The sequence below is a fragment of the Hymenobacter rubripertinctus genome (assembly GCF_003583925.1).
GTDB lineage: Bacteria > Bacteroidota > Bacteroidia > Cytophagales > Hymenobacteraceae > Hymenobacter > Hymenobacter rubripertinctus.
Map to the genome: position 1 here is coordinate 78,150 of NZ_QYCN01000014.1, position 21,460 is coordinate 99,609.

General features: G+C 62.3%; 17 protein-coding genes and 1 tRNA gene. 14 read left to right on the plus strand and 4 right to left on the minus strand.

Annotated features, from left to right (window positions below; all coding sequences use genetic code 11):
* Nucleotides 1-664 precede the first annotated feature (664 nt).
* A complete protein-coding gene (locus D0T11_RS10815) occupies nt 665-1,228 on the minus strand; it encodes a DUF4468 domain-containing protein (protein ID WP_182888346.1) in 564 nt (187 codons plus the stop codon).
* A 725-nt stretch (nt 1,229-1,953) separates the two neighbouring features.
* Here D0T11_RS10815 and D0T11_RS10820 point away from each other — a divergent pair.
* The 13 genes from D0T11_RS10820 (at nt 1,954) to D0T11_RS10885 (ending at nt 18,128) form a co-directional block, all read left to right on the plus strand.
* A complete protein-coding gene (locus D0T11_RS10820) occupies nt 1,954-2,988 on the plus strand; it encodes an amino acid--tRNA ligase-related protein (protein WP_119655809.1) in 1,035 nt (344 codons plus the stop codon).
* Nucleotides 2,989-3,380: 392 nt separating this feature from the next.
* Entirely contained in the window at nt 3,381-4,226 is an 846-nt protein-coding gene (locus D0T11_RS10825; RefSeq protein ID WP_119655810.1) for a dihydroorotate dehydrogenase, read from the plus strand.
* Nucleotides 4,227-4,349: 123 nt separating this feature from the next.
* Nucleotides 4,350-5,111 (plus strand): orotidine-5'-phosphate decarboxylase, encoded by a 762-nt coding sequence (pyrF, locus tag D0T11_RS10830; protein WP_119655811.1) that lies wholly within the window; start codon nt 4,350-4,352, stop codon nt 5,109-5,111.
* A 178-nt stretch (nt 5,112-5,289) separates the two neighbouring features.
* A complete protein-coding gene (gene pyrE, locus D0T11_RS10835; protein ID WP_182888347.1) occupies nt 5,290-5,904 on the plus strand; it encodes an orotate phosphoribosyltransferase in 615 nt (204 codons plus the stop codon).
* Between the two features lie 125 nt (nt 5,905-6,029).
* Nucleotides 6,030-9,170 carry a phosphoribosylformylglycinamidine synthase subunit PurL gene (locus tag D0T11_RS23125; RefSeq protein ID WP_245990743.1) on the plus strand — a complete coding sequence of 1,047 codons (3,141 nt, stop codon included), beginning with the start codon at nt 6,030-6,032 and terminating at the stop codon, nt 9,168-9,170.
* Nucleotides 9,170-10,732, plus strand: coding sequence for a phosphoribosylformylglycinamidine synthase subunit PurQ (locus D0T11_RS22520; RefSeq protein WP_182888348.1), 1,563 nt, complete (start codon nt 9,170-9,172; stop codon nt 10,730-10,732). Before D0T11_RS23125 ends, D0T11_RS22520 begins: the two co-directional genes overlap by 1 nt.
* A 127-nt stretch (nt 10,733-10,859) precedes the next feature.
* The gene (locus tag D0T11_RS10855; protein WP_119655812.1) at nt 10,860-12,260 is read left to right on the plus strand and encodes a phosphoribosylaminoimidazolesuccinocarboxamide synthase; all 1,401 of its coding nucleotides are present in this window, start codon (nt 10,860-10,862) and stop codon (nt 12,258-12,260) included.
* A 14-nt stretch (nt 12,261-12,274) separates the two neighbouring features.
* Nucleotides 12,275-12,610 carry an antibiotic biosynthesis monooxygenase family protein gene (locus tag D0T11_RS10860; protein WP_119655813.1) on the plus strand — a complete coding sequence of 112 codons (336 nt, stop codon included), beginning with the start codon at nt 12,275-12,277 and terminating at the stop codon, nt 12,608-12,610.
* Entirely contained in the window at nt 12,607-13,887 is a 1,281-nt protein-coding gene (gene purD / locus D0T11_RS10865) for a phosphoribosylamine--glycine ligase (RefSeq protein WP_220473720.1), read from the plus strand. The genes D0T11_RS10860 and purD overlap by 4 nt, the downstream gene beginning before the upstream one ends.
* Complete coding sequence (purN, locus tag D0T11_RS10870) at nt 13,884-14,693, plus strand: phosphoribosylglycinamide formyltransferase (RefSeq protein ID WP_245990745.1); 810 nt, start codon at nt 13,884-13,886, stop codon at nt 14,691-14,693. The genes purD and purN overlap by 4 nt, the downstream gene beginning before the upstream one ends.
* 69 nt (nt 14,694-14,762) lie before the next feature.
* Nucleotides 14,763-16,277 (plus strand): amidophosphoribosyltransferase, encoded by a 1,515-nt coding sequence (gene purF, locus D0T11_RS10875; protein ID WP_119655815.1) that lies wholly within the window; start codon nt 14,763-14,765, stop codon nt 16,275-16,277.
* A 193-nt stretch (nt 16,278-16,470) separates the two neighbouring features.
* On the plus strand, nt 16,471-17,649 hold the full coding sequence (locus D0T11_RS10880; RefSeq protein WP_119655816.1) for an AIR synthase-related protein: 1,179 nt from the start codon (nt 16,471-16,473) through the stop codon (nt 17,647-17,649).
* A 47-nt stretch (nt 17,650-17,696) separates the two neighbouring features.
* Nucleotides 17,697-18,128 carry a hypothetical protein gene (locus tag D0T11_RS10885; RefSeq protein WP_119655817.1) on the plus strand — a complete coding sequence of 144 codons (432 nt, stop codon included), beginning with the start codon at nt 17,697-17,699 and terminating at the stop codon, nt 18,126-18,128.
* A gap of 101 nt (nt 18,129-18,229) precedes the next feature.
* Here the strand turns inward: D0T11_RS10885 and D0T11_RS10890 are convergent, their stop codons facing one another.
* On the minus strand, nt 18,230-19,717 hold the full coding sequence (locus D0T11_RS10890; protein WP_119655818.1) for a nicotinate phosphoribosyltransferase: 1,488 nt from the start codon (nt 19,715-19,717) through the stop codon (nt 18,230-18,232).
* Nucleotides 19,718-19,827: 110 nt separating this feature from the next.
* A complete protein-coding gene (locus D0T11_RS22525) occupies nt 19,828-20,199 on the minus strand; it encodes an STAS domain-containing protein (protein WP_182888349.1) in 372 nt (123 codons plus the stop codon).
* Between the two features lie 298 nt (nt 20,200-20,497).
* On the opposite strand from D0T11_RS22525, the gene D0T11_RS10900 reads away from it, so the two are divergent.
* On the plus strand, nt 20,498-21,178 hold the full coding sequence (locus D0T11_RS10900; RefSeq protein ID WP_119655819.1) for a response regulator transcription factor: 681 nt from the start codon (nt 20,498-20,500) through the stop codon (nt 21,176-21,178).
* Between the two features lie 99 nt (nt 21,179-21,277).
* Here the strand turns inward: D0T11_RS10900 and D0T11_RS10905 are convergent.
* Nucleotides 21,278-21,349, minus strand: a tRNA-Arg gene (locus D0T11_RS10905).
* Between the last annotated feature and the right edge of the window lie 111 nt (nt 21,350-21,460).

Consider the following 21,460-nt stretch of genomic DNA (forward strand, 5'->3'; position numbering starts at 1 on the left):
TGCGCGAGTTGCACGCCCGTATGAACGGCAGGGCCACCTGACGGGCCGCGGATTCATCGGCCAGGTGCTGCGCGACCTGCATATCAGGCTGGAATTAAGATGCCGCCGGGCTGCGGGGTGTACCGAGTCAGGGTGCTTTGCTATCGTGCGCGCAAGGGCGAAATGGCCCCACCCGCCTGCGCGAGTTGCCCGATTGGCAGAAGCTGCTTACGAAGCCGGAACCGGGTGGTAGCGGCGTGCGCGTGCTGCCGCGCTGGTAGGTGAAGCAGCACGTGCGCATCATCGTCTCTAACCTCGACCCCCGTTTCAGCAATACCCTCGACGGGTGCGCATGGCCCTTGATGCCCGCGAACTGCCCGCCCGCACACGCTGCCCAGGCGCTACGGCCCAGCCAAGCCCTGCAAGCTTCTGCCAGGCACGAAAGCCCTGGCGCAACTACGCACCTTGTCCTTACCCAAAACTCAAACGCCCTTTCGATCATGTGGCCGAAAGGGCGTTTTTGTGCGGTTGCTTCCCAAATTGACCGCTGTTTGAGCCGCATCAACTGACGGAAAATTGCCCCTGACGCTGTTTCTGTGACGCTGAAAAAGTTTTGGGTAAGGACAAGGCGCAACTACGCACCAGGGCTTGTACGGCGCTAATAGCTGCCGTCGGTCGGAACCGGCTAGTTTTCGACCAGCCCGATATTGCCCTCGGCGGGCTGGCTGTTCATATAGGAGCGGAACGACATGGCGGCTTCGCTGGCCAGGGAGTTTGCCTGGGCCGTAATGCGCCGGTCATTATGGGTTTTATCGTTGTTTTTGTCTTCGCGCCGTTGCGCCCGGTAGGCTTCAAACTCCATCGTCTGGGAAGGCTGCTTAGGGTCGGCCACGATCTGGAACGAGCTTACTTGGTAAGAGTAGCCGTTGTCGGTGGCCTGGAAGGAGAACGTGAACAGCACCGTTAGCGGCTCGTCCTTGCCCCGGTTATCTACCTGCTTTACCTGGCCCGTGCCCGTCACGCGGATGGTGGCGGCCGCCTCTACTGTACTGAGGCCCGATTTGGGCGTGTAAGTAAATTTGTTCTGAGCCCAGTCGAGGGCGCGGCCGTAGAGTACGGTGCGGCCCGCGCCTGGCATGGGCACCCGCTCACTGTACTCCACTGGGGCGGGTTCCTCCGCTTGGGCCCATACTTTAGAGGGTAGCAGCAGCGTTCCTCCCACTAACAGACTAAGTAGAACTTTTTTCATGTCATGAATGGGAAAAAGAAGTAAAACCGAAGAAGAAAAAGACCTCCACAAAGGTAGTCGATTGGATAAAACGCGGGCCATTATGAATATGATAAGATAAAGTAAAGTCGGATCGGAAACAACGGTCGCCTGGCGGGGCAGAAAAAAGGAGGAATAAAAGCATGAATTTTTCGGGTAGCACTGGCTCATGCTGTTGCTCTACCAGACAATGTGATGGTGATAAATTGTACTTTAATTATAAATACCTCTGCTATGGTAAGATGATTAACCCAACTCGTGGTAAGTAAAGAGCAAATATACTACAGCAATCAGAATAGTTGCGTACATGTTTAGGGTAATCAAATTAGGCTGATTAACAGGGATATAGTAAAAATAAGTTCGCCGTATTGTCGGAAAGACAAAAGAACGACGGGGTAACATTTTGATAACATAAGGGTAACATGCTGCCTCTTGCAGGCTTGCAGGCAATTGGTACTTTTGCATCGTGCTTCAGCTCAATCAACATTTCCTGATGAAGCGCGGGACCGAGCGAAATGCCGTCCTGCGAGATGACCGAAAGGTCGTTTCCCCCGTTGATTTTTTCGTTTTTCTGGTATTTCCGTTTTGCACCGCTCCGGTTTCCGAAGCGGTTTTTTTATGCCCGGCCGGTTCGGTCCGGGCCGGAGTGCCCAAGGCGTAACCCCGCATTTTTTTGATTTTTTTCACCCATACTGGTACCTACCCACATGAACGACAACACCACCCTCGCCCAGCAGATGGTTGCCGCCGCTCCTGCCGCCACCCGCAACGTGAACCTGAGCACGGACCCCAAGCGGATGGCCGTGATTAAAGTATGGGACGCCATGATGCGCGGCGCCCGCAAGTACGTGGAATCGGAAGGCTTCATCGGCATCCACAACATGCCCCACATTGTGGGCGTAACCGGGGCCTGCGAAAACACCGACACCCTGTTCACCATCGACTGGTACGACGGCAAGAAGATGTTTTTGCCCCAGTCCAACCAGCTCTACATCGAAATGCTGACCCAGGCCATCGGGGGCGGCCGGGTGTACGGCGAAATCCAGAGCTTCCGCAAGGAGCTGAAGGCCGACAACCGCCGCCTGGCCCAGTTCAGCCTCTTCGAAATTGAGCACGTCGGCGACCTCGACGAGCTGCTCGGCCACCTCTCGGGCATCGTGGCCTCGGCCGCCCGCCAGGTGTCGCAGGATTGCGCTGCTGAGCTGGCCCTGTTCGACCGCAACCCGGCCGATTTGAGCAACCTCACCTTCAAGCGCATGACTTACGGCGACGCCGTGGAGCTGCTCAAGACCGAAGGCTTCCCCGAGCTGGTGTGGGGCGACGACCTGGAGGCCCCCCACGAAGGCCGCCTGACTGAGCTGATGGGTCCCATGTTCGTAACGCACTACCCTGAGGAAATCAAGTTTTTCAACATGCGCAACAACGACGAGGATCCGCGGGTGGTGAATTCCTCCGACCTGCTGCTGCCGCTGGCCGGCGAATCGGCCGGTTCGGCCGAGCGCGAGTTCGACGCCGAAAAGCTGCGCCACAAGCTCGAAACTTCCTCCATGCTGGCCGGCCTGCTGCGCCAGGGCATGAAGCTCTCCGACTTCGACTGGTACATCGACTTCCACAAAGACCACGATGTGAAGCTGCACTCCGGCGCCGGCGTGGGCATGGCCCGGGTGGCCCAGTTCATCCTCGGCCAAACCGACATCCGCGACTGCGTGCCCTTCCTCATCAACCGCGAAAACGTCATCTAGCTTTCCTTTCCAGCAAGCGCCCGGTTTTCAACCGGGCGCTTTGCTTTAGGACGGGTGTTCAGTGTTCAGTGTCCAGTTGCCAGACTGCGCTGTTTTGCCTATTGGACACTGGCAACTGGGCACTGGCAACTGAACACTGATACTGGCAACCGAAAGAGTAACCCGATGCTACCCAACGGCGGCTCCGGGGCGGGGTGGTACAAGGCTGCGGGGTGATAGAAATCAGGGGGGATTCTGACGCAAGTCGGTCCGCGAATTGGCCACCCCGTTTATCGGGTTCGCATCGGTTGGCGCTCAGCCGATGACGGAGATACAGAACTGCTTTTCCGGGAGAAGGGCTGCTGCGCACGCAGGAGGGCCTTTCTTGGCGGAAAATTTTACGTTGAAAACCTATGCAACTCGGCACCCTCACTTTGCAAAATCCGGTGTGCCTGGCCGCCGCCGCCTGGCAGCTGGAAGGCTCCGGCTACGAGCGGCTGGGGGCCATTTTCACCCGCACCGTCACGATGGAGCCCCAGCCCGGGCTCTACGAGGAAGGCATCTGGCAGGTAAACGAGCAGACGCTGCTCAACGCCACCCACATGCGCACCGAAAGCGCCGAGATACTGGTGCAGGAGTTTCTGCCCGGCCTTTGCCGGTTCGGCGTGCCGGTATTCGTGAGCATCACGGCCCCCGGCGTGCCGGGCTTCCGCAAAATCGCGCGTTTCCTGGCCCGCGAGGTGGGTAGTCTGATTGCGGGCGTCGAAGTGTACATCGCCCAGCCCGACACCGGGAAAGGCGAGGAGCTGACCGCCCGCTTTGTGCGCGAGGCCACCCAAGCCGTGCGCAACGAATTGCCCCCCGAAGCGGCCGTAGTGGTGAAGCTGCCGCCCTGGCCCGAGCACATCCGGGGCCTCGCATTGGGTGCCCAGGAGGGCGGGGCCACCGCGCTGGCGGCCACCAATCTGCTCAAGGCCCTGCACCTGCCCGACGATGCCACGGCCCCACCCGTGGCCGGCGGCCTCTCGGGCGAAGCCCTGCGGCCGGTGGCCCTGCGCTGCGTCTGGGAGCTGGCTCATGATGCGCGGCTGACGCTGCCCATCTTCGGGACCGGCGGTATTTTCACGGCCAGCCACGTTACCGATTACCTGCGCTGCGGGGCCTCGGCCGTGCAGATTGCCAGCGCCGAATGGCTGGAGCCCGGCCTGGCCGCCCGCGTGGCCGCCGAGTGCGGCCGCCTCGTGCCGGTGCAGCAGTAGCCGCAGCGCGAACCGCAGAACAGCGCAGCGAAGCCCCAGCTTCGCGGGGCGTTGCTGACCGCCAAACGATATCGTTCAACGACCCGCGAAGCAAAAGCTTCGTGCTACAGTCCTCTCCCACCTATGCAAAAACTCATTCAGCGCGTTCAGAAGGCGAACTCCCTGCTCTGCGTCGGCCTCGACCCGGTGGGCGACGACGCCCAGGTAGCCCGCCGCCTGGCCGACGTCATCGACCAGACCCACGAGTTTGCCGCCGCCTTCAAGCCCAACCTGGCCTTCTTCCTGAGCCGGGAAAACGGCGTGCAGCTGCTGCGCGAAACCGTGCAGCGCATCCCGCAGGACATTCCGGTAATCCTGGACGGCAAGTTCGGCGACATTGCCAGCACCGCCGAGCACTACGCCCGCTTCGCTTACGATGTGGTGGGGGCCGATGCCGTGACGGTGAACCCCTACATGGGCGACGACGCGGTGCGGCCCTTCGTGCGTGAGGGCAAGCTGGTGTTCGTGCTGGCCAAAACCAGCAATAAGTCGCAATACTCGATGCAGAACATGGCCCTGACCCGCGGCGGCTCGTTGGCCCACGGCGTGGCTACAGTCGCCTGCCGGCTCGATGCGGAAATCGGCGGCATTGGCCTGGTAGTGGGCGCCACCTACCCCGAAGCCCTGGCTGACGTGCGCGAAATCTGCCCCGAACAGTGGTTTCTGGTGCCCGGCGTGGGTGCCCAGGGCGGTGATTTGGCCGCCACGCTGCGCGCCGGCTTGCGGCCTGATGGGGCCGGGCTGCTCATCAACACCTCCCGCGCCCTTTGGCAGGCGGAGGATGCGGCAGTAACGGCCCGGGATTTGGTGGCCCAAATGCGGGAATTGCGGGCCGTGGGGGTGTAATAGAACGAAAAGGCCGTGTCATGCTGAGCGAAGCGCAGTCGAAGTATCTCTACCGCAATGCTAACACTGTCGTTGAGTTTACCACTGCGGTAGAGATGCTTCGACTGCGCTTCGCTCAGCATGACATGACCTTTTGTTACCTAATCCACTCTGCATAACCTCCTTCTTCTTTTCTCTCTTGACAACTTCGCAACCGACCTTCACCCCCGAAACCCTGGAGCAGCAACTGTTGCAGGAAGACGCGCTGCTGCGCGGGCACTTCCGGCTTTCCTCCGGGCTGCATTCCGACACCTACGTGCAGTGCGCCCGGTTCCTGCGCCGGCCCGACCTGGCCGCGCCGGCCGCCGCCGAGCTGGCCCGGCAACTGCGGGAAGCCGGCCTGGTGCCCGATGTGGTGGTGGGGCCGGCTATGGGCGGCGTGGTGATGGGCTATGAGCTGGCCCGGCAGCTGGGCGTGCCCGGTATTTTCACGGAGCGCGACGACGCGGGCCAGATGACCCTGCGCCGGGGCTTCATCGTGGAGCCGGGGCAGAAAATTGTCATTGCCGAGGACGTGGTAACCACCGGCAAGAGCACCAACGAGGTAGCGCGCCTCCTGCAAGGGTTGGGGGCGAAAGTTTTGGCCGTGGCCAGTTTAATTGACCGCACCAGTGGACAAGCTGACCTTTCTTTTCCGAACTTTGCCCTGCTGCCGGTTACGGCGGCCACCTACGCACCCGCTGATTGCCCGCTTTGTCGGGCCAGTCTTCCGGTGGTGAAACCCGGCAGTCGGCCGGAAAAAGCGTTTTCTTAAACCTACTGCGGCGCAAACGGCCCCGGAGCAAGGCATTTTCGGCGTGCCTCCGCGTGGGGTGTGCTTCCTCATGACGAGACGTTCCTCGTGCATGGGAAACCCGAAAAATAGATAACTCCTCTCTTTTGGAATCGACCCAGAGAACCATTCAGCTCCTGCTTAAGCCAGGTCAGCACGACGGGGACGGCCAGCGCGTGGCGGAAGCCGCCCAGCGCCACCTCGGCCTGCGCACCGGCCGCGTGCAAAGCACCGCCCTTTACACGGTGCGCTACCCGGTAACCGATGCGCAGCTGCGCGACTTCGCCACCCATTGCCTCCAGGACCCGGTGCTGCACGACGTGGCCCTCGATGAGTTCCGCCACGGCCCCGAATACCGCAGCTACATCCTGGTCGCCAAGCTGCCCGGCGTAACTGACGACGAGGGTATTTCGGCCCAGAACGCCCTCGGCGACCTGCTCAATGAGCCGCTCGATACCCACACCCAGCACATTTTCAGCAAGCGGCTTTACTTCCTCGAAGAAGCCCTGCCCGAAGCCGACCTGCGCCGCGTAGCCCAGGAATTACTCGGCAACAAGCAAATCAACCGCTTCGAAACCGGCCCCGTTACCGACATCCGCGACTACACACCGCGGCCCGGTGGCGGGGCCGAACCCATTACGGAGACGGTGCCGCTGGCCGGCCTCTCGGATGAGGCGCTGATTAAGCTCTCCAAGGATAACCTGTACGCCCTGAACCTGGAGGAAATGCGCGCCGTGCGCGACCATTATACCAGCATGCAGGCCGAACGCCAGGCCGCTGGTCTGCCCACCGACCCCACCGATTGCGAGCTGGAAATTATTGCCCAGACCTGGTCGGAACACTGCAAGCATAAGGAATTCGCGGCCCTGATCAAGTACCGCGACCTGGACACCGGCGAAGAATTCGAGGTGGATTCGCTGTTCAAAACCTACATCAAGGACGCTACTTCCGAAGTGGACCGCCAGCTGCGGGCTAATGGCAACGACTGGCTGATTAAGGTGTTTTCCGACAACGCCGGGGCCGTGCGCATCAACCCCGACTCGCTGTTTGTGTGGAAGGTGGAAACCCACAACTCGCCCTCGGCCATCGACCCCTACGGCGGGGCCATTACGGGCATTCTGGGCAACAACCGCGACCCGCTGGCCACCGGCATCGGGGGCGCGCGGCTGCTGTTCAACACCAACGTGCTCTGCTTCGGCAACCCCGAGTTCGATGGTACGCTGCTGAGCAACCAGCTGCACCCGCGCCGCATTTTTGAAGGCGTGCGCAAGGGCATCGAGGACGGCGGCAACAAGTCGGGCGTGCCCACTGTGAACGGCAGCATCGTGTTTGATGACCGTTACGCCGGCAAGCCGCTGGTGTACTGCGGCACCGGGGCCGTGCTGCCCATGCAGCTGGCTGGCCTTGATTCGTGGGAGAAAAACATCGAGCCCCAGGACCGCATCATCATGGCCGGCGGCCGGGTGGGCAAAGACGGTATCCACGGCGCTACCTTTTCATCGATTGAGCTAGACGAAACCTCGCCCGCCACGGCCGTGCAAATCGGGAGTCCCATTACCCAGAAACTGGCCATGGACTTCCTGATTCTGGCCACCCGCCGCGGCCTCATCCGGTGCAGCACCGACAACGGCGCGGGCGGCCTTTCGTCGAGCGTCGGCGAGCTGGCCACCATTTCGGGCGGGGCCGTGGTGGAGCTGGAGAAGGTGCCACTGAAATACCCCGGTCTGCGTCCCTGGGAAATCTTCGTTTCCGAATCGCAGGAGCGGTTTACGCTGGCGGTGGAGCCGGCCAAGATGGACGAGCTGCTGGCCCTGGGCCGCGAGATGGAAGTGGAGCTGACCGACATCGGCTACTTCACGGCCAACGGTGCGCTGGACGTGCGCTTCGCCGGGAGTTCGGTGGCCCATATTAATATGGGGTTTTTGCACGACGGCGTGCCGCGCAAGGTGCTGGAGGCGGAGTGGAAACGGCCGGAGCTGAAGGAGCCCGCTATTGCGGCTCTGTTGGAGAACCCCACCCCTAGCCCCTCCCCGGTGGGGAGGGGGACTAGCTCTACTACTAGTATAAAGCTAGAAACTAGTTCCCCTCCCCACCAGGGAGGGGCTAGGGGTGGGGTTACCTACACCAGCATCCTCACCCGCCTGCTCGGCAGCCTCAACATCTGCTCCCGCGAGTCGGTCATCCGGCAGTACGACCACGAGGTGAAGGGCCGCACCATCATCAAGCCCCTGATGGGCGCGACGGGGCAGGCCCCGCAGGATGCGGCCGTGGTGCGCTTCAACTTTGAGAGCTGGGAAGGCGTGGCCGTGAGCAACGGCATCTTGCCCCGCTACGGTGATTTGGACCCCTACGCCATGTCGGCGGGCTCGTTTGACGAGGCTGTGCGCCAGATTGTGGCCGTGGGCGGCAAGCTGCCTAACCTGCGCTACGGCGACGGCAACTTCTGGTCGGTGAACGACAACTTCTGCGTGCCCGATTCGGTGTACGACCCCGTAAACAACCCCGACGGCAAGTTCAAGCTGGCTAAGCTCGTCCGCATGGCCCAAGCCCTGCGCGACGCCACGGCCGCCTACTGCATCCCGCTCACCAGCGGCAAGGACTCGATGAAAAACGACTTCAAGGCCGACGGCGTGAAGATTTCGGTGCCGCCCACGGTGTTGTATTCGATGACCGCCAAAATTGAGGACGTCCGCCGCACCATCACTTCCGACTTCAAGCAGGCCGACGACGTGGTGTACCTGCTGGGCGAAACCTACGATGAGCTGGGCGGGTCGGAGTTCTACCAACTCTTCGGTGAGCTGGGCGCCAACGTGCCGCAAGTACGCTTCGAAGCCGCCAAGGCACTCTATATACTAATGGGTGAGGCCAACGAGCAGGGCTTGATTCAGAGCTGCCACGATTTGAGTGACGGTGGGCTGGCGGTGGCGCTGGCCGAAGCCACGTTCGGCTACGGCTTCGGGGCCAAGGTGGAGCTGGCGGAAGGGCTGCCGATACACGTGCAGCTGTTTTCGGAGTCGCACTCGCGCTTCGTGGCCACAGTGGCGCCGGAAGATGTGGTGGCTTTCGAGCAGCACTTCGGCGGCCGCGCCACCCGTCTGGGCCGCGTGACGGCCAACGGCCAGCTGACGGTGCGCCACCAGGACCAGCCGGTTATATCGGCCAGTTGCGCCGCTCTGCGCCACACCTGGACCAACGGGCCGGTGAACCGTATTATTGGCTTTGGCCAGCACGAAACCGCGCATGTATAATGGAAGACGATAAGCAACAACCCAACCTGCCCGACCTGAACCTGCCCCCGCGCCCCCGGCCCGAGGACCCCGGCTACGAGGTAGTAGACGCCGATGGCAACATCATGCTGCCCGGCTACAAGAGCGTTGACGGCGGCCACGAAAGCAATGAGCCGCTGAAAAGCAGCACGGAAGAAACCACCCAAGAACAGCCCGACAACGAGCAGCTGACAACTGACAACTCGCAACAAGAACAGCCTGACAACCGGCAACTGGCAACTGGCAACTCCAAAGTTCAGGCCCTCATCCTGACCGGGTTCGGCATCAACTGCGAGGAGGAATTTGCGGCGGCTTACAAGTTGGCGGGCGCCAAGCCGACCATCGTGCACCTCAACCAAGTGCTGCACGGCCACGTCAGCATCCACAACTACGATATCCTCAACTTCCCTGGGGGCTTCAGCTTCGGCGACGACTTGGGCTCGGGCGTGGTGCTGGCCAACAAGCTGCGCTACCGCAAAAACGACCAGGGCCGCACGCTGCTCGATGATATCAGGGAGTTCGTGGCCAACGGCAAGCACGTGCTCGGCATCTGCAACGGCTTCCAGGTGCTGGTGAAACTGGGCCTGCTGCCCGACCTGGGCGGCACCGTGACGCCCGAAGTGACGCTGACCCACAACGCCTCGGGCCGCTACGAGGACCGCTGGGTGCGGCTGGCCGTCAACCCGAAGTCGAATACGCCCTTCCTGAAAGGCATTACCTCCATGGAAGTGCCCGTGCGCCACGGCGAGGGCCGCCTCATCATTCAGGATACCGAAACCCGGGCCGCCATCGAAGCCTGGGGCCTGAACTGCCTCACCTACGCCGATTTCGACGGTGCGCCGACGGACGTGTACCCCGCCAACCCCAACGGCGCCGACCTGAACTGCGCCGGCCTGACCGATACCACTGGCCGCGTTTTCGGTTTGATGCCCCACCCGGAAGCGTTCCTCTCCCTGTACAACCACCCCGACTGGGCACGGCGGAAAAGGGCCGATGCTTCATTGAGCGAGGACGGGGACGGGTTGTGGCTGTTTCGGAACATTGTGGCGCATGTGGCGGCGTTGCCCGGTAGACCCCTCCCCCCGGCCCCCTCCCCAAAAGGGAGGGGGAGCCAGCCTACGATAGGCGATGATCTGTCTGTGGTGGCGAAGCCAGCCGGAGAATTTCAGACGGCGCAAGAGCATATTTTCACGACCACTGCTCAGAAGTGGAAAATCCTGGGGTCTTGGGCGCGGGAAAACCGCAAGCAGCCCACGGAAGCCGAATCAAAACTGTGGGATGAGTTACGGCGGGAAAAGCTGGGCGTACAGTTTCGGCGGCAACATGCCATTGATTCCTATATCGTAGACTTCGTTTGCTTAACAGCCAAGCTGGTAGTGGAAGCGGATGGAGAAGTTCACGCCGATGCCGAACAAGCCGCTTACGATAAGGATAGAACTACGGTGCTCCAAGAGTTGGGGTACGAAGTGCTGCGCTTCAGTAACCACGAAATCCTGCATCAGCCCGCCCAGGTAGTGCAGCAGATCCGAGCTCGTTTAGCTTAAACCCAGCCCTGGTTTTCAAAAAGATTCAGACCTTAATAAAGTCAATTCATCACCTAAAACTACCCCAAACATCCTCGTCTGGCACCCCCTCCCTTTTGGGGAGGGGGCCGGGGGGAGGGGTCCCGATATGAACACCCTCAACCACTTCGCCACTCCCCAGCTCGAACTCCTGCACCGCGGCAAAGTCCGCGACTCGTACCGCGCGCCCTCCGGCGAACGGCTCATCGTGGTCACCGACCGCCTCTCGGCTTTTGATTCGGTGCTCGAAACGCCGGTGGCCCACAAGGGCGCGGTGCTCAACGGGCTGGCCGCTTTCTGGTTCGACAAAACCCAGCACATCGTGCCCAACCACGTCATCCGCCTGCTCGACCCCAACGTGACGCTGGCCAAGGAAGCCGAGCCGATTCGGGTGGAGATGATTGTGCGCAACTACATCACCGGCTCCATGCTGCGCGGCTACCAAAAGGGCCAGCGCACGTTCTCGGGCGTCACGGTAACCGACGGCCTGACCAAGCACCAGCAGTTCCCGGAGCCCATCGTGACGCCCACTACCAAGGAGGAATCGGACCGTGAAATCACGCCCGATAACCTGGTGAGCGAAGGCTGGGTATCGGCCGAACTGTACGAGCAGATGCGGGTGAAGGCCCTGGAACTGTTCAACTTTGCCTCCGCCTGGATGGCCGAGCGCGGTATTATCCTGGTTGATACCAAGTATGAGTTCGGCCTGTTCGAGGGGGAGCTGATTCTGATTGACGAAATCCACACGCCCGACTCGTCGCGGTTCTGGAGCGCCGAGGACTACGCCCGCAACCCCGAGGCGGTGGAGCAGATGGACAAGGAGTACGTGCGCCAGTGGCTGATTGCCAACAAGCAGGACGGCCAGTACCCCCGCGCCCTCACCCCCGAAGTGGCCCAGGAAGTTAGCCGTCGCTACCTCGACATCTACGAGCGCATCACCGGCGCGCCCCTGCCCACCGGCAACGAAACTACCACCGGCGGCGACGTGCGCGCCCGCCTCGTGGGCAACCTCGTGCGGGCCGGCATTATGAAAGATGCCTGGGTGAACATCGTGATGGGCTCACCCGCCGACAAAGAGCACTGCCTGAAAATTCGCTCCTTTTTCGAGCCCTACAACATCTTCACCCAGCTGCGCGTGACCTCAGCCCACAAAAACGGCGAGGCCATCACGGGCATGGCCGAGGTGTGGAATAACTCAGTAGAGCCCGGCGTCATCATTGCCGTGGCGGGCCTGAGCAATGGCCTCGGTGGGGCGCTGGCCGCCAACGTGAACGTGCCCGTCATCAGCTGCCCGCCCTGGAAGGATTTCGCCGAGCTGACCGCCAACCTCAACTCGTCGGTTATTATGCCCTCTTCCACGCCCAACCTCACCGTGGTGCGCCCCGACAACGCCGCTCAGGCGGCCGTGCGCGCCCTGAACCTGCCCCGCCTGCGCGAGCAGCTCAGCCAGGAAATCCAGCAAACCAAAGCCAAGCTGCGCGCTGCTGACGCCGAGTTTCGGGTGATGTAAGGATACCATTTACTATGTTCCTCGCCTCCACACCCGCGCCGCCTTACTACGCCGTCATCTTCAGTTCGCTGCGGACCGAGGGTGACCAGGGCTACGCCGAAACGGCGGAGCTGATGGACGAACTGGCACGACAGCAACTAGGCTATTTGGGCCTTGAAAGCGCACGCGACGGATTAGGCATTACCGTATCATATTGGCGGGATGAGGAGTCAATCCGAGCGTGGAAACGGCAGCTCGACCACCTCGAAGCCCAGCAGCGGGGGCGGGCGCAGTGGTACGCTGCCTATCAGGTGCGGGTGTGCAAGGTGGAGCGGGCGTATGGTTTTACTTCTGACAATTTGACCCAGTGAAAAATATTGTTCTCCTCGGCGGCGGAGCCCGCGAGCATGCCCTGGCCTGGAAACTCACCCAGGACGGGGCCACCGTGCACGTGCTGCCCGGCAACGCTGGCATCCCCAACAGCCACCCCGAAATCGATGTTCTCGACTTTGCAGCCATCCAAGGCTTCTGCGAAGAACACGGTGCGAAGCTGCTAGTGGTTGGTCCTGAAGCGCCGCTGGCGGCGGGCGTCACGGACTTTTTTGCCGGTTCCGATATCCGCGTGTTCGGACCGGGTCGGGCGGGGGCGACGCTGGAGAGCTCCAAGGTGTGGAGCAAGAATTTCATGCGTCGCCACGGCGTGGCAACGGCTATGTCGTGGCAGTTCCGCTCCGATAAGCTAGAGGAGGCCCGCGCCAAAGCGGCCGAACTGAACGGGCAGGTGGTAGTGAAGTTCGATGGCCTGGCGGCCGGCAAGGGCGTGTACGTATGCTCCTCGGTAGAAGAAGCCCAGGCCGCCCTCGACGACCTGGCGGCCCAGCACAGCGGCTGGTTTAGCTTCCTGCTCGAAGAAAAGCTAAGCGGCCCCGAAATCAGCATTATTGGCGTGACGGACGGCAACCGCATCCGTCTGCTCAGCCCCTCCCAGGACCATAAGCAGCTGCTGGCCCACGACCAGGGGCCTAACACCGGCGGCATGGGCGCTTACTGCCCCGTCCCGTTCTGCGACGATAACATCCTGGCCGCCATTCGCACCGAAATCGTGGACCCCACGCTGGAAGGCATCCAGGCTGAGCAGTTCGAGTTCCGGGGCTTCCTCTATTTCGGCATCATGCTCACGCCCCAGGGTCCCAAGCTGCTCGAATACAACGCCCGCCTCGGCGACCCGGAGGCCGAAGTGCTGCTGCCCGCCCTGCAAAGCAGCCTGCTGGAGCTCATCGAGGCCACCCTCGACGGCACGCTGGCCCGTTGCACTGTGCGTCAGCGCCCCGGCCACTACGTGGGCGTGGTGCTGGCCTCGGGCGGCTACCCGGCCGCCGGCTTCCCCACCGGATTTCCCATCACGGGCCTCGACCAGCTCCACCCCAGCATCCTGGCTTTCCACGGGGCTACCAGGCGCAATGAGACGGGTGAGCTGCTCACTAACGGCGGTCGGGTGCTGGTGCTGGTGGGCCACGGCGCGGAGCTCGAAGATGCCGTGGCGCACGTGTACCGCGAAGCGGAAAAGGTTAACTTTCAATATGTTTACCTCCGTCCCGACATTGGCCAACGGCCGGAGCCGACGCGTATTTTCAGTGAACTGCGGTGAAGAATAATCAGGCCCATACGGTTGCCTCACCCCCCGGCCCCCTCTCCTTCAGAGAGGGGGAGCCTGACGTATCCGTTGAAACTGAATCGTCAGGCTTCCCCTCTCTGAAGGATAATGCGCATCAAGCATTTGCGGGGCCGGGGGGTGAGGCAACTCATAAGGCCATCCGCCTCGCCATCCTGCTCTCCGGCCGGGGCTCCAACATGGTGGCCCTGGTGAAGGCCGTGCATCAGGGTGTGTTGCAGGAACTGGCCGAAGTGGCCGTGGTCTTTAGCAACAACCCCGACGCGCCCGGCCTCGAAACGGCCGCCGCCCTGGATTGCCCCACTGCCAGTCTCAGCAGCCAGGGCCGCAAGCGGGCCGAGTTCGATGCCGAGGTAGTGGACATTCTCAACGGCTACCAGCCCGATTATGTGGTGCTGGCCGGCTACATGCGCATCCTCTCGCCCACCTTCGTGCGGGCCTTCGCGGGCCGCATCGTCAACATCCACCCCGCCGACACCCACCAGCACCAGGGCCTGCACGCCTACGAATGGGCCTTTGATAATCAGCTAGCCGAAACCAAAATAACGGTGCATCTGGTGGATGAAGGCCTCGATACCGGCCCCATTCTGGCCCAGCACCCCGTGGATTTGCGCGGGGCCGAAACGCTGGCCGAAGTAGAACGCCGCGGTTTGGCCGTGGAGCACCACGTGTACGCCGAAACCCTGGCGGAGCTGATAAGGCAAAGGCAACCAGTAAAACTACCCAAGGATACGTCCTCACCCCCCGGCCCCCTCTCTGAAGGACAGGGGACCGGGGGGTGAGGCGACCTACTAGAACACCACCCACCCCCAGCGGCCCGGCAACGGACAACTGACAACTGACAACCCAAGATGTGCGGAATAGTAGGTTTTTACGGCCCCGAGGATGTTGCCCACGACATTGTGTTCGGCCTCACCGCGCTCCAGCACCGGGGGCAGGATGCGGCCGGCATGGCCACCTTCGACGGCAACTTCCACCTCTGCAAGGGCAACGGGCTGATTTCCGATGTGTTCCGGCCCAAGCAGCTGCGCAAGCTCAAGGGCAACATCGGCATCGGCCACGCCCGCTACACCACCCAGGGCTCGGGCGATGCGGAGCTGGCCCAGCCGTTTACCACCAGCTACCCCTTCGGGCTGGCCATGGTGCACAACGGCAACGTTATCAACTTCCGCTCGGCTGCCAAGCGCCTGCACGAAAAGTACCACGTGCTGCCCAAAACCAGCAACGACCTGGAGCTGATCATGTACACCTTCGCCTCCGAGCTGCGCCTCAAAAACCTCGATGCGCTGTCGGTCGTCGATATTTTTGATGCCGTTGAAACCACTCAGGAGCTGGTGAAGGGAGCCTACGCCACCGTTACCATCATTGCCGGCCACGGCATGCTGGCCTTCACCGACCCGTTGGGCATCCGGCCGCTGGTACTGGGCCGCCGCATTACCGAGGCCGGCCCCATCTACGCCTTCACCTCCGAAAGCACCTGCTTCGACTACCTGGGCTTCGAGTTCGTGAAGAACGTGGGGCCGGGGCAGGCCATCTTTATCGATAACAACTTCGAGGTGCATTACAAGAACCCGTACAGCCTGCCCAAGGCGTTCTGCGTGTTCGAGCACATTTACTTCGCCCGCGAAGACTCCACGATTCATGGCCGGCTGGTGGCCCGCGAGCGGGTGCGGCTGGGCAAAATGCTGGCCCGCAAGGTCATCGAGTCGGGCATTCAGCCCGATATGGTGATTGACGTGCCCTCGTCGGGCTACTTTGCGGCTTCGGGGCTGGCTGAGGCCATCGGCGTGCCCTACCGGCGGGCGCTGGTGAAAAACAACCACATGGGCCGCTCGTTCATCGTCAGCAGTCAGGCTGGCCGCGAGGACATCGTGCGCAAAAAGCTCAACCCCATCCGCGAGTTCGTGGAGGGCAAGAAGATTGCGGTAGTTGACGACAGCATTGTGCGCGGCACCACCTCGCGGCGGATCGTGCGGATTTTGCGCGATGCCGGGGCGCTGGAGGTGTACTTCATCAGCAGCGCCCCGCCCATCATCGCGCCCTGCATCTACGGCATCGATATGGCCATGAGCACTGACCTGATTGCAGCCAACTACACGGAGGAGGAAATCTGCCGCTACATCGAAGCCGATAAGGTTATCTACCAGTCGGTAGAAGACCTTCAGGAGCTGTTTGCCGAGGATAAGGGCCACGGCGGCGGCTGCTTCGCCTGCTTCACGGGCCAGTACCCCACCGGCGACGTGAGCAAGTACCTGGGCCATATCCAGGAGGAGCGCCAGAGCCACCGCGGCGATAAACCGAAAAAGCCCGCTGCGGACGCTGTGCCCTCCGTGAGTGCCAAAGCCCCCGAGCCCACCGAGCATTGATTTGTGAGGAGCTAGAAGTCAGGAGCTAGCAGCTAGTTCCCCTCCTTGGAAAGGAGGGGTTAGGGGTGGTTGACAATCGTCGAACAGCACTAAGAATCAGCTATAGTTTCGTTCTGGCGTTCATCAACCACCCCTAACCCCTCCTTTCCAAGGAGGGGAACTAGTTTCTAGCTCCTAACTTCTAACTTCTTTCATGTCCTCCTCCCTCAAAGCCACCGCCGGCTATTCCATCGAAGAAGGCAACAACGCCTCCCGCAACGCCTACGAGTGGGCCCAGAAAACCTTTGCCACCCGCGCTGGCAAACCCGGCGAGCCGGCCCGCGACCTGGCCGGCGGTTTCTCCAACGAAATCCGTTTCGGCAACGAACGCCTGGGCATCGGCTCCGACGGCATCGGCACCAAGATTGAAGTGGCCGAGCGCCTCGACCGCTACGACACGCTGGGCTACGACCTGATTGCGATGGTCGCCGATGACCTGATCGTAGCCGGCTTCGTGCCCACCAACCTCTCCAACATCATCGACGTGCACACGCTCGATTACGCGGTGGTCGATGAACTCATGCGCGGCCTCCACGACGCGGCCCAGTTCAGCCAGATAGCCGTAACGGGCGGCGAAATTGCCGAGCTCGGTAACCGTATCGGCGGCTACCCCGGTGCCCGCATGAACTTCAACTGGTGCTCGACGGCCGTGGGCGTGCTGCACCCCAGCCTGGAGCGCCCCCTGAGCGGGGCCAACGTGCGCGCCGGTCAGGCCGTGGTGGCCCTGCACTCGCCCTCGTTTCGCTCTAATGGCTACTCGCTGGCCCGCCGCGCCCTCACCAAGGCCTTCGGCGAGAAATGGCACGAGGCCCCCTTCGGGGAATTAAAAAGTGAGAAGGAAGAAGTAAAAGTTGCCGGGCAGAACGACCCCGAAAGCGAAAAGCGAAAAGCTAACAGCTCTCAGCTAACAGCTCAACCAAAAACCTGGGGCGAGGTGATGCTGGCGCCCTCGCTCATTTACTCGCCGGGCGTGGCGGCGGTGCTCGATGCGGGCCTGCCCCTGCACGCGGCGGCCCACATCACGGGGGGCGGCATTGCCGATAACTTCAAGCGGGTGCTTAAGAATGGGGTAGGAGCCGAGCTTGATAACCTGTTTGCCCCCCTGCCCGCCATGCAGCAGCTGGCCGAGCTGGCCGGCATCACGCCCACCGAAGCCTACCTCTACTGGAACATGGGCAACGGCATGCTGCTGGTCACCGACGACAACCAGGCCGAAGCCGTAGTAGCCAACCTGCGCGCCGGCGGCTACCAGGCCCAGGTAGCGGGCCGCATCACGGCCGCGCCGGGCGTTACGCTGCGCGTGGGCGCGGGCGAGCTGCGCTACGAGGGGTAGCTTGGTCCCTGCCGTTGGGGGAATACTTGCAGCCAGTTCAGCAACCCATGGAATTTACTCCTGCCCCCCTGTACTTTCTTGACGCTGCCTTCGGCCAGCGGGCGCACCAATGGCCAGCGTTGTTGGAGCGGGTTCTCCTCTCGGTCAATTATCTGGCGCTAAATCAATTGTTGCGGCAAGGTCCGCTGTCCGACATTTTCCGGCAGGCGCAAGTGGCGCTGCCTCAGCAGGTAGCCAGGGTCTACGGAGCAACGCACCGCTTTCGGCTGACCCCTGCCATCCAGGCGTATTGCCGGGCCATGCAGTACCTCGACTGGCCGGCAAATGATTTTGAGGACCCTGCTTTCTACTGCAACGGCCAGTTAGTGCTGGGCACCATAAGCCACGAAGATTACGTGGTGTTATGGCTGAGTGAAGCCGAAAAAGAGGCACTCAACCAGCAAGGCTACGACTTCTGGTGCCGGTGGCAGCAGGGCTAGAAGCTGGTCTTGCCAGGAGCTGAACGCTCCTGGTTTTCCTCCAGAAGACGGGGCCGCAAAGTGGGGGAGGACGTGTCAGAACCCGCTGGTCTTCCGGCACACTACCCGCCCTGTACGCCGCGCTTCTCCCGGATAAGCCGGGTACGGTAGTCGTGCAGGGTTTCTTCGAGGCCCACGGGGTAGGTGTGGGGGTTGAGGAAGCGCCGGATGCTGGGGTCCAGGGCCAGCACTTCGCGGTGGGCGCGGGTCCGGCTTTCGGCCAGGGTGGGCAGGGGCTGCACCAGTTGGCCCTGGCGGAACACGGGCTCCAGCAGCTCCCGGAACGCGGTTTCGGGGCGCACGGCCCGGCGGCGCGTGGCATCCAGCGGGTCCACGATGGTGAGCTGGGCGGGCAGGGGCTCGGCCGTGTTGTAGAGCATGTCGGCCCGGGGCTGGCCCTTCTCGCTTTCGTAGCGGCGCACCTGCAAAATGCCGGGGGTGCTGGTTTTGGCCAGCTGCTCGCTCAGCTTGATAGTGAAATCCCAGCCCGAATCGTCGGGTTTGCGCAGGGCCGCCAGCTTGTACACGCCTCCCAGGGCCGGCTGGTTGTAGGCCGTCACGAGTTGGGTGCCAATGCCCCAGGTGTCGATTTTGGCCCCCTGGAGCTTGAGGCTGGTAATCAGGTTTTCTTCCAGGTCGTTGCTGGCCACAATGCGTACCCCGGGGAAGCCGGCCTCGTTGAGCAACTCCCGGGCCTCCCGGCTCAGGTAGGCCAAATCGCCCGAGTCGAGGCGGATGCCGCCCAGCTCGTGGCCGTTGGCGCGCATGGTGCGGGCTACCTTAATGGCGTGGCGCACGCCTTCGAGGGTATCGTAGGTGTCCACCAGAAAAACGGAGTCGTCGGGGAAGGCCTGGGCGTAGGCCGTAAAGGCCGTTTCCTCATCCTCGAAGGCCATTACCCAGCTGTGGGCGTGGGTGCCCTTCACGGGAATGCCGAAGCGCTGCCCGGCCAGCACGTTGCTGGTGGCATCCACGCCGCCCAGGTAGGCGGCCCGGCTGGCCGAGAGGCCCCCATCCGGACCCTGGGCGCGGCGCAGGCCGAACTCCAGCACCGTATCGGTGCCGGCGGCTTCGCGGATGCGGGCGGCCTTGGTGGCAATCAGGGTCTGGAAGTTGATGATCGTCAGCAGGGCCGTTTCGATGAGCTGGGCCTGGAGCAGCGGGCCGCGCACGCGCAGCAGGGGCTCGTTGGCGAAGGCCACCGTGCCCTCGGGCATGGCGTCCACGTCGCAGCGGAACTCCATCGTTTTCAGGTAAGCCAGGAAATCAGCCGGAAACAGCGGGGCGCCCTTGGCGCTGCGCAGGCTGGCCAGGTAGGTCAGGTCGTCGTCGGAGAAGCGCAGGTTTTCCAGGAAATCGGCCACGTGGGCCAGGCCGGCCGCCACGGCGTACCCGCCCTGGAACGGCGCCCGCCGGAAGTAGAGGTGAAACACGGCCTCGCGGTCCTGCAAGCCCTGCTGCCAGTAGCCGTAGGCCATCGTCAGCTGGTAGAGGTCGGTGAGCAGGCTCAGGGAGGGCGCGTAGAGGCCGGAAAGCGGGGCTGAATTCATGCAGGCAACAGTTGAGACGCCGTAGCTTACGCAGAAATTCGCATTCAGACCGGAATGCTGCCGGCCCGCCGGGCCGAACCAGCCAGCAACGGGGGGCTACTATGCGGCTACTATGCGGCTACTGCCCGGGCCAGCAGCGGGTGGGTGAAGCGGCAGTAGTGCTCGGCTTCCAGCAGCGAGGCCACCATCGGCGGGCGCTGGGCGCTGGGCAGCGCGTCCAGGCAGTGGCGGGCTGCTTCATTGAGGTGGCAGAGCACCAGCGGAATCTGGCGCCGCCGCAGCCGCTGGTAGTAGCGCAACAGCACCCGCAACGACGACGGCGGCAGGGCGGGTAGCTGGCTGCAATCCACCCATATACTACGCTTGCCGCTCTGGCTGGCCCACCGCAGCGCCTGGGTCAGATGAATGGCATCGGCCGGCTCCGCCGGGCTGGTCAGCATCAGCAGGTAGCTGTCGGGTAGAATCTCGCGATAAACTTCCATGTGAGGTGTGGCAATGGTAGGGAAAGAATTCTGTTTCAGAGCGGATAAGCCGTTGAGCCTGAACCCAACCTGCCAAAGATAAGCACCAGAGTAGAGTGATTTTCGCGTAAAAATACCTGTTTTGCTTGGGGTAGTTATACCCCTTTTGCGCTTGCCGGGAGGTTGCTGGTACTCCGGATAGCCCGGTGCCCTGCCCGGAAGGGTCCGGCAAAGCCGGTGGTTTTGCGTACTATTGCCCGGGTGGGGCCGGCTCGAATTCAGCCCAACCCGGAGCGCCGGCATCTTCGTTATACTCGCTATGATCCGAATACTACTCGCCGACGACCATACCATATTGCGCAACGGCATCCGGGCCTTGTTGTCGCGCGAAACGGATTTGCGCGTGGTGGGGGAGGCCGGCAACGGCCGGCAGCTGCTGGAGCTGCTGGCCACCACGCCCACCGACGTGGTGCTGATGGACCTTAATATGCCGGTGCTCGATGGCTTTGCCACGATGCCGTTGCTGCGCGAGCAGTTTCCGCAGGTGCGCGTCCTGGTGCTGTCCATGCTCGGGCACGAGAACTACGTGTACCGCCTGATGCGGGCGGGGGCCCTGGGCTACATGCTCAAAAATGCCGACAGCACCGAAATCATCCACGCCATCCGGACGGTGGCGGCCGGCCGGCCCTTCTTATGCACCGAAATCGGCCTGGCGCTGCTCACGCGCCTGATGGAGCGCCCGCCCGCTGCCGGGCCGGTGGGGGTGTTTGCCCCCGCAGAAAACACGGCGGCCGGGGCCGGGCGGGCCGATTTGTCGGGGCGGGAGCTGGAAGTGCTCCAGCTGATTGCCGAAGGCTACACCAACGCCGAAATTTCGGAAAAGCTCTTCACCAGTAAGCGCACCATCGAAACCCACCGCCAGAATATCATCGAGAAAACCCAGGCCAAAAACACCGCCTCCCTCATCCGCCTCGCCATGACGGAAGGACTGATTGAATAAGGTGAGATGGTGAGTGGATGTTCGGTGTTCCTGAACGCGCAACCTGTGCCCCCAGGGCCGGCCGAACACCCACTCACCATTTTACCACCTCACCATAAGTGGCCGCGACGGGAATCGAACCCATATCAAGCGTTTAGGAAACGCCTATTCTATCCGTTGAACTACGCAGCCCGGCAACTGTGCCTCGACAAAGCTACGCCGAAAGCGTGGGCTGCCCAAACCCCGGGGCGGGGGCCGGGGCCACGAGGGGCGTATATTCGCGCCGGAGCTTTCGGGGCTCCG

Excerpts from the sequence above, each read along its gene's own strand:
- D0T11_RS10860 (WP_119655813.1), top strand. The coding sequence starts at position 12,275 with ATGTTCCTCGCCTCCACACCCGCGCCGCCTTACTACGCCGTCATCTTC.
- D0T11_RS10825 (WP_119655810.1), top strand. The coding sequence starts at position 3,381 with ATGCAACTCGGCACCCTCACTTTGCAAAATCCGGTGTGCCTGGCCGCC.
- D0T11_RS10855 (WP_119655812.1), top strand. The coding sequence starts at position 10,860 with ATGAACACCCTCAACCACTTCGCCACTCCCCAGCTCGAACTCCTGCAC.
- D0T11_RS10900 (WP_119655819.1), top strand. The coding sequence starts at position 20,498 with ATGATCCGAATACTACTCGCCGACGACCATACCATATTGCGCAACGGC.
- D0T11_RS10890 (WP_119655818.1), bottom strand. The coding sequence starts at position 19,717 with ATGAATTCAGCCCCGCTTTCCGGCCTCTACGCGCCCTCCCTGAGCCTG.
- D0T11_RS10815 (WP_182888346.1), bottom strand. The coding sequence starts at position 1,228 with ATGAAAAAAGTTCTACTTAGTCTGTTAGTGGGAGGAACGCTGCTGCTA.
- D0T11_RS10880 (WP_119655816.1), top strand. The coding sequence starts at position 16,471 with ATGTCCTCCTCCCTCAAAGCCACCGCCGGCTATTCCATCGAAGAAGGC.
- D0T11_RS10820 (WP_119655809.1), top strand. The coding sequence starts at position 1,954 with ATGAACGACAACACCACCCTCGCCCAGCAGATGGTTGCCGCCGCTCCT.
- purF (WP_119655815.1), top strand. The coding sequence starts at position 14,763 with ATGTGCGGAATAGTAGGTTTTTACGGCCCCGAGGATGTTGCCCACGAC.
- pyrF (WP_119655811.1), top strand. The coding sequence starts at position 4,350 with ATGCAAAAACTCATTCAGCGCGTTCAGAAGGCGAACTCCCTGCTCTGC.
- D0T11_RS10885 (WP_119655817.1), top strand. The coding sequence starts at position 17,697 with ATGGAATTTACTCCTGCCCCCCTGTACTTTCTTGACGCTGCCTTCGGC.
- D0T11_RS22520 (WP_182888348.1), top strand. The coding sequence starts at position 9,170 with ATGGAAGACGATAAGCAACAACCCAACCTGCCCGACCTGAACCTGCCC.
- D0T11_RS22525 (WP_182888349.1), bottom strand. The coding sequence starts at position 20,199 with ATGGAAGTTTATCGCGAGATTCTACCCGACAGCTACCTGCTGATGCTG.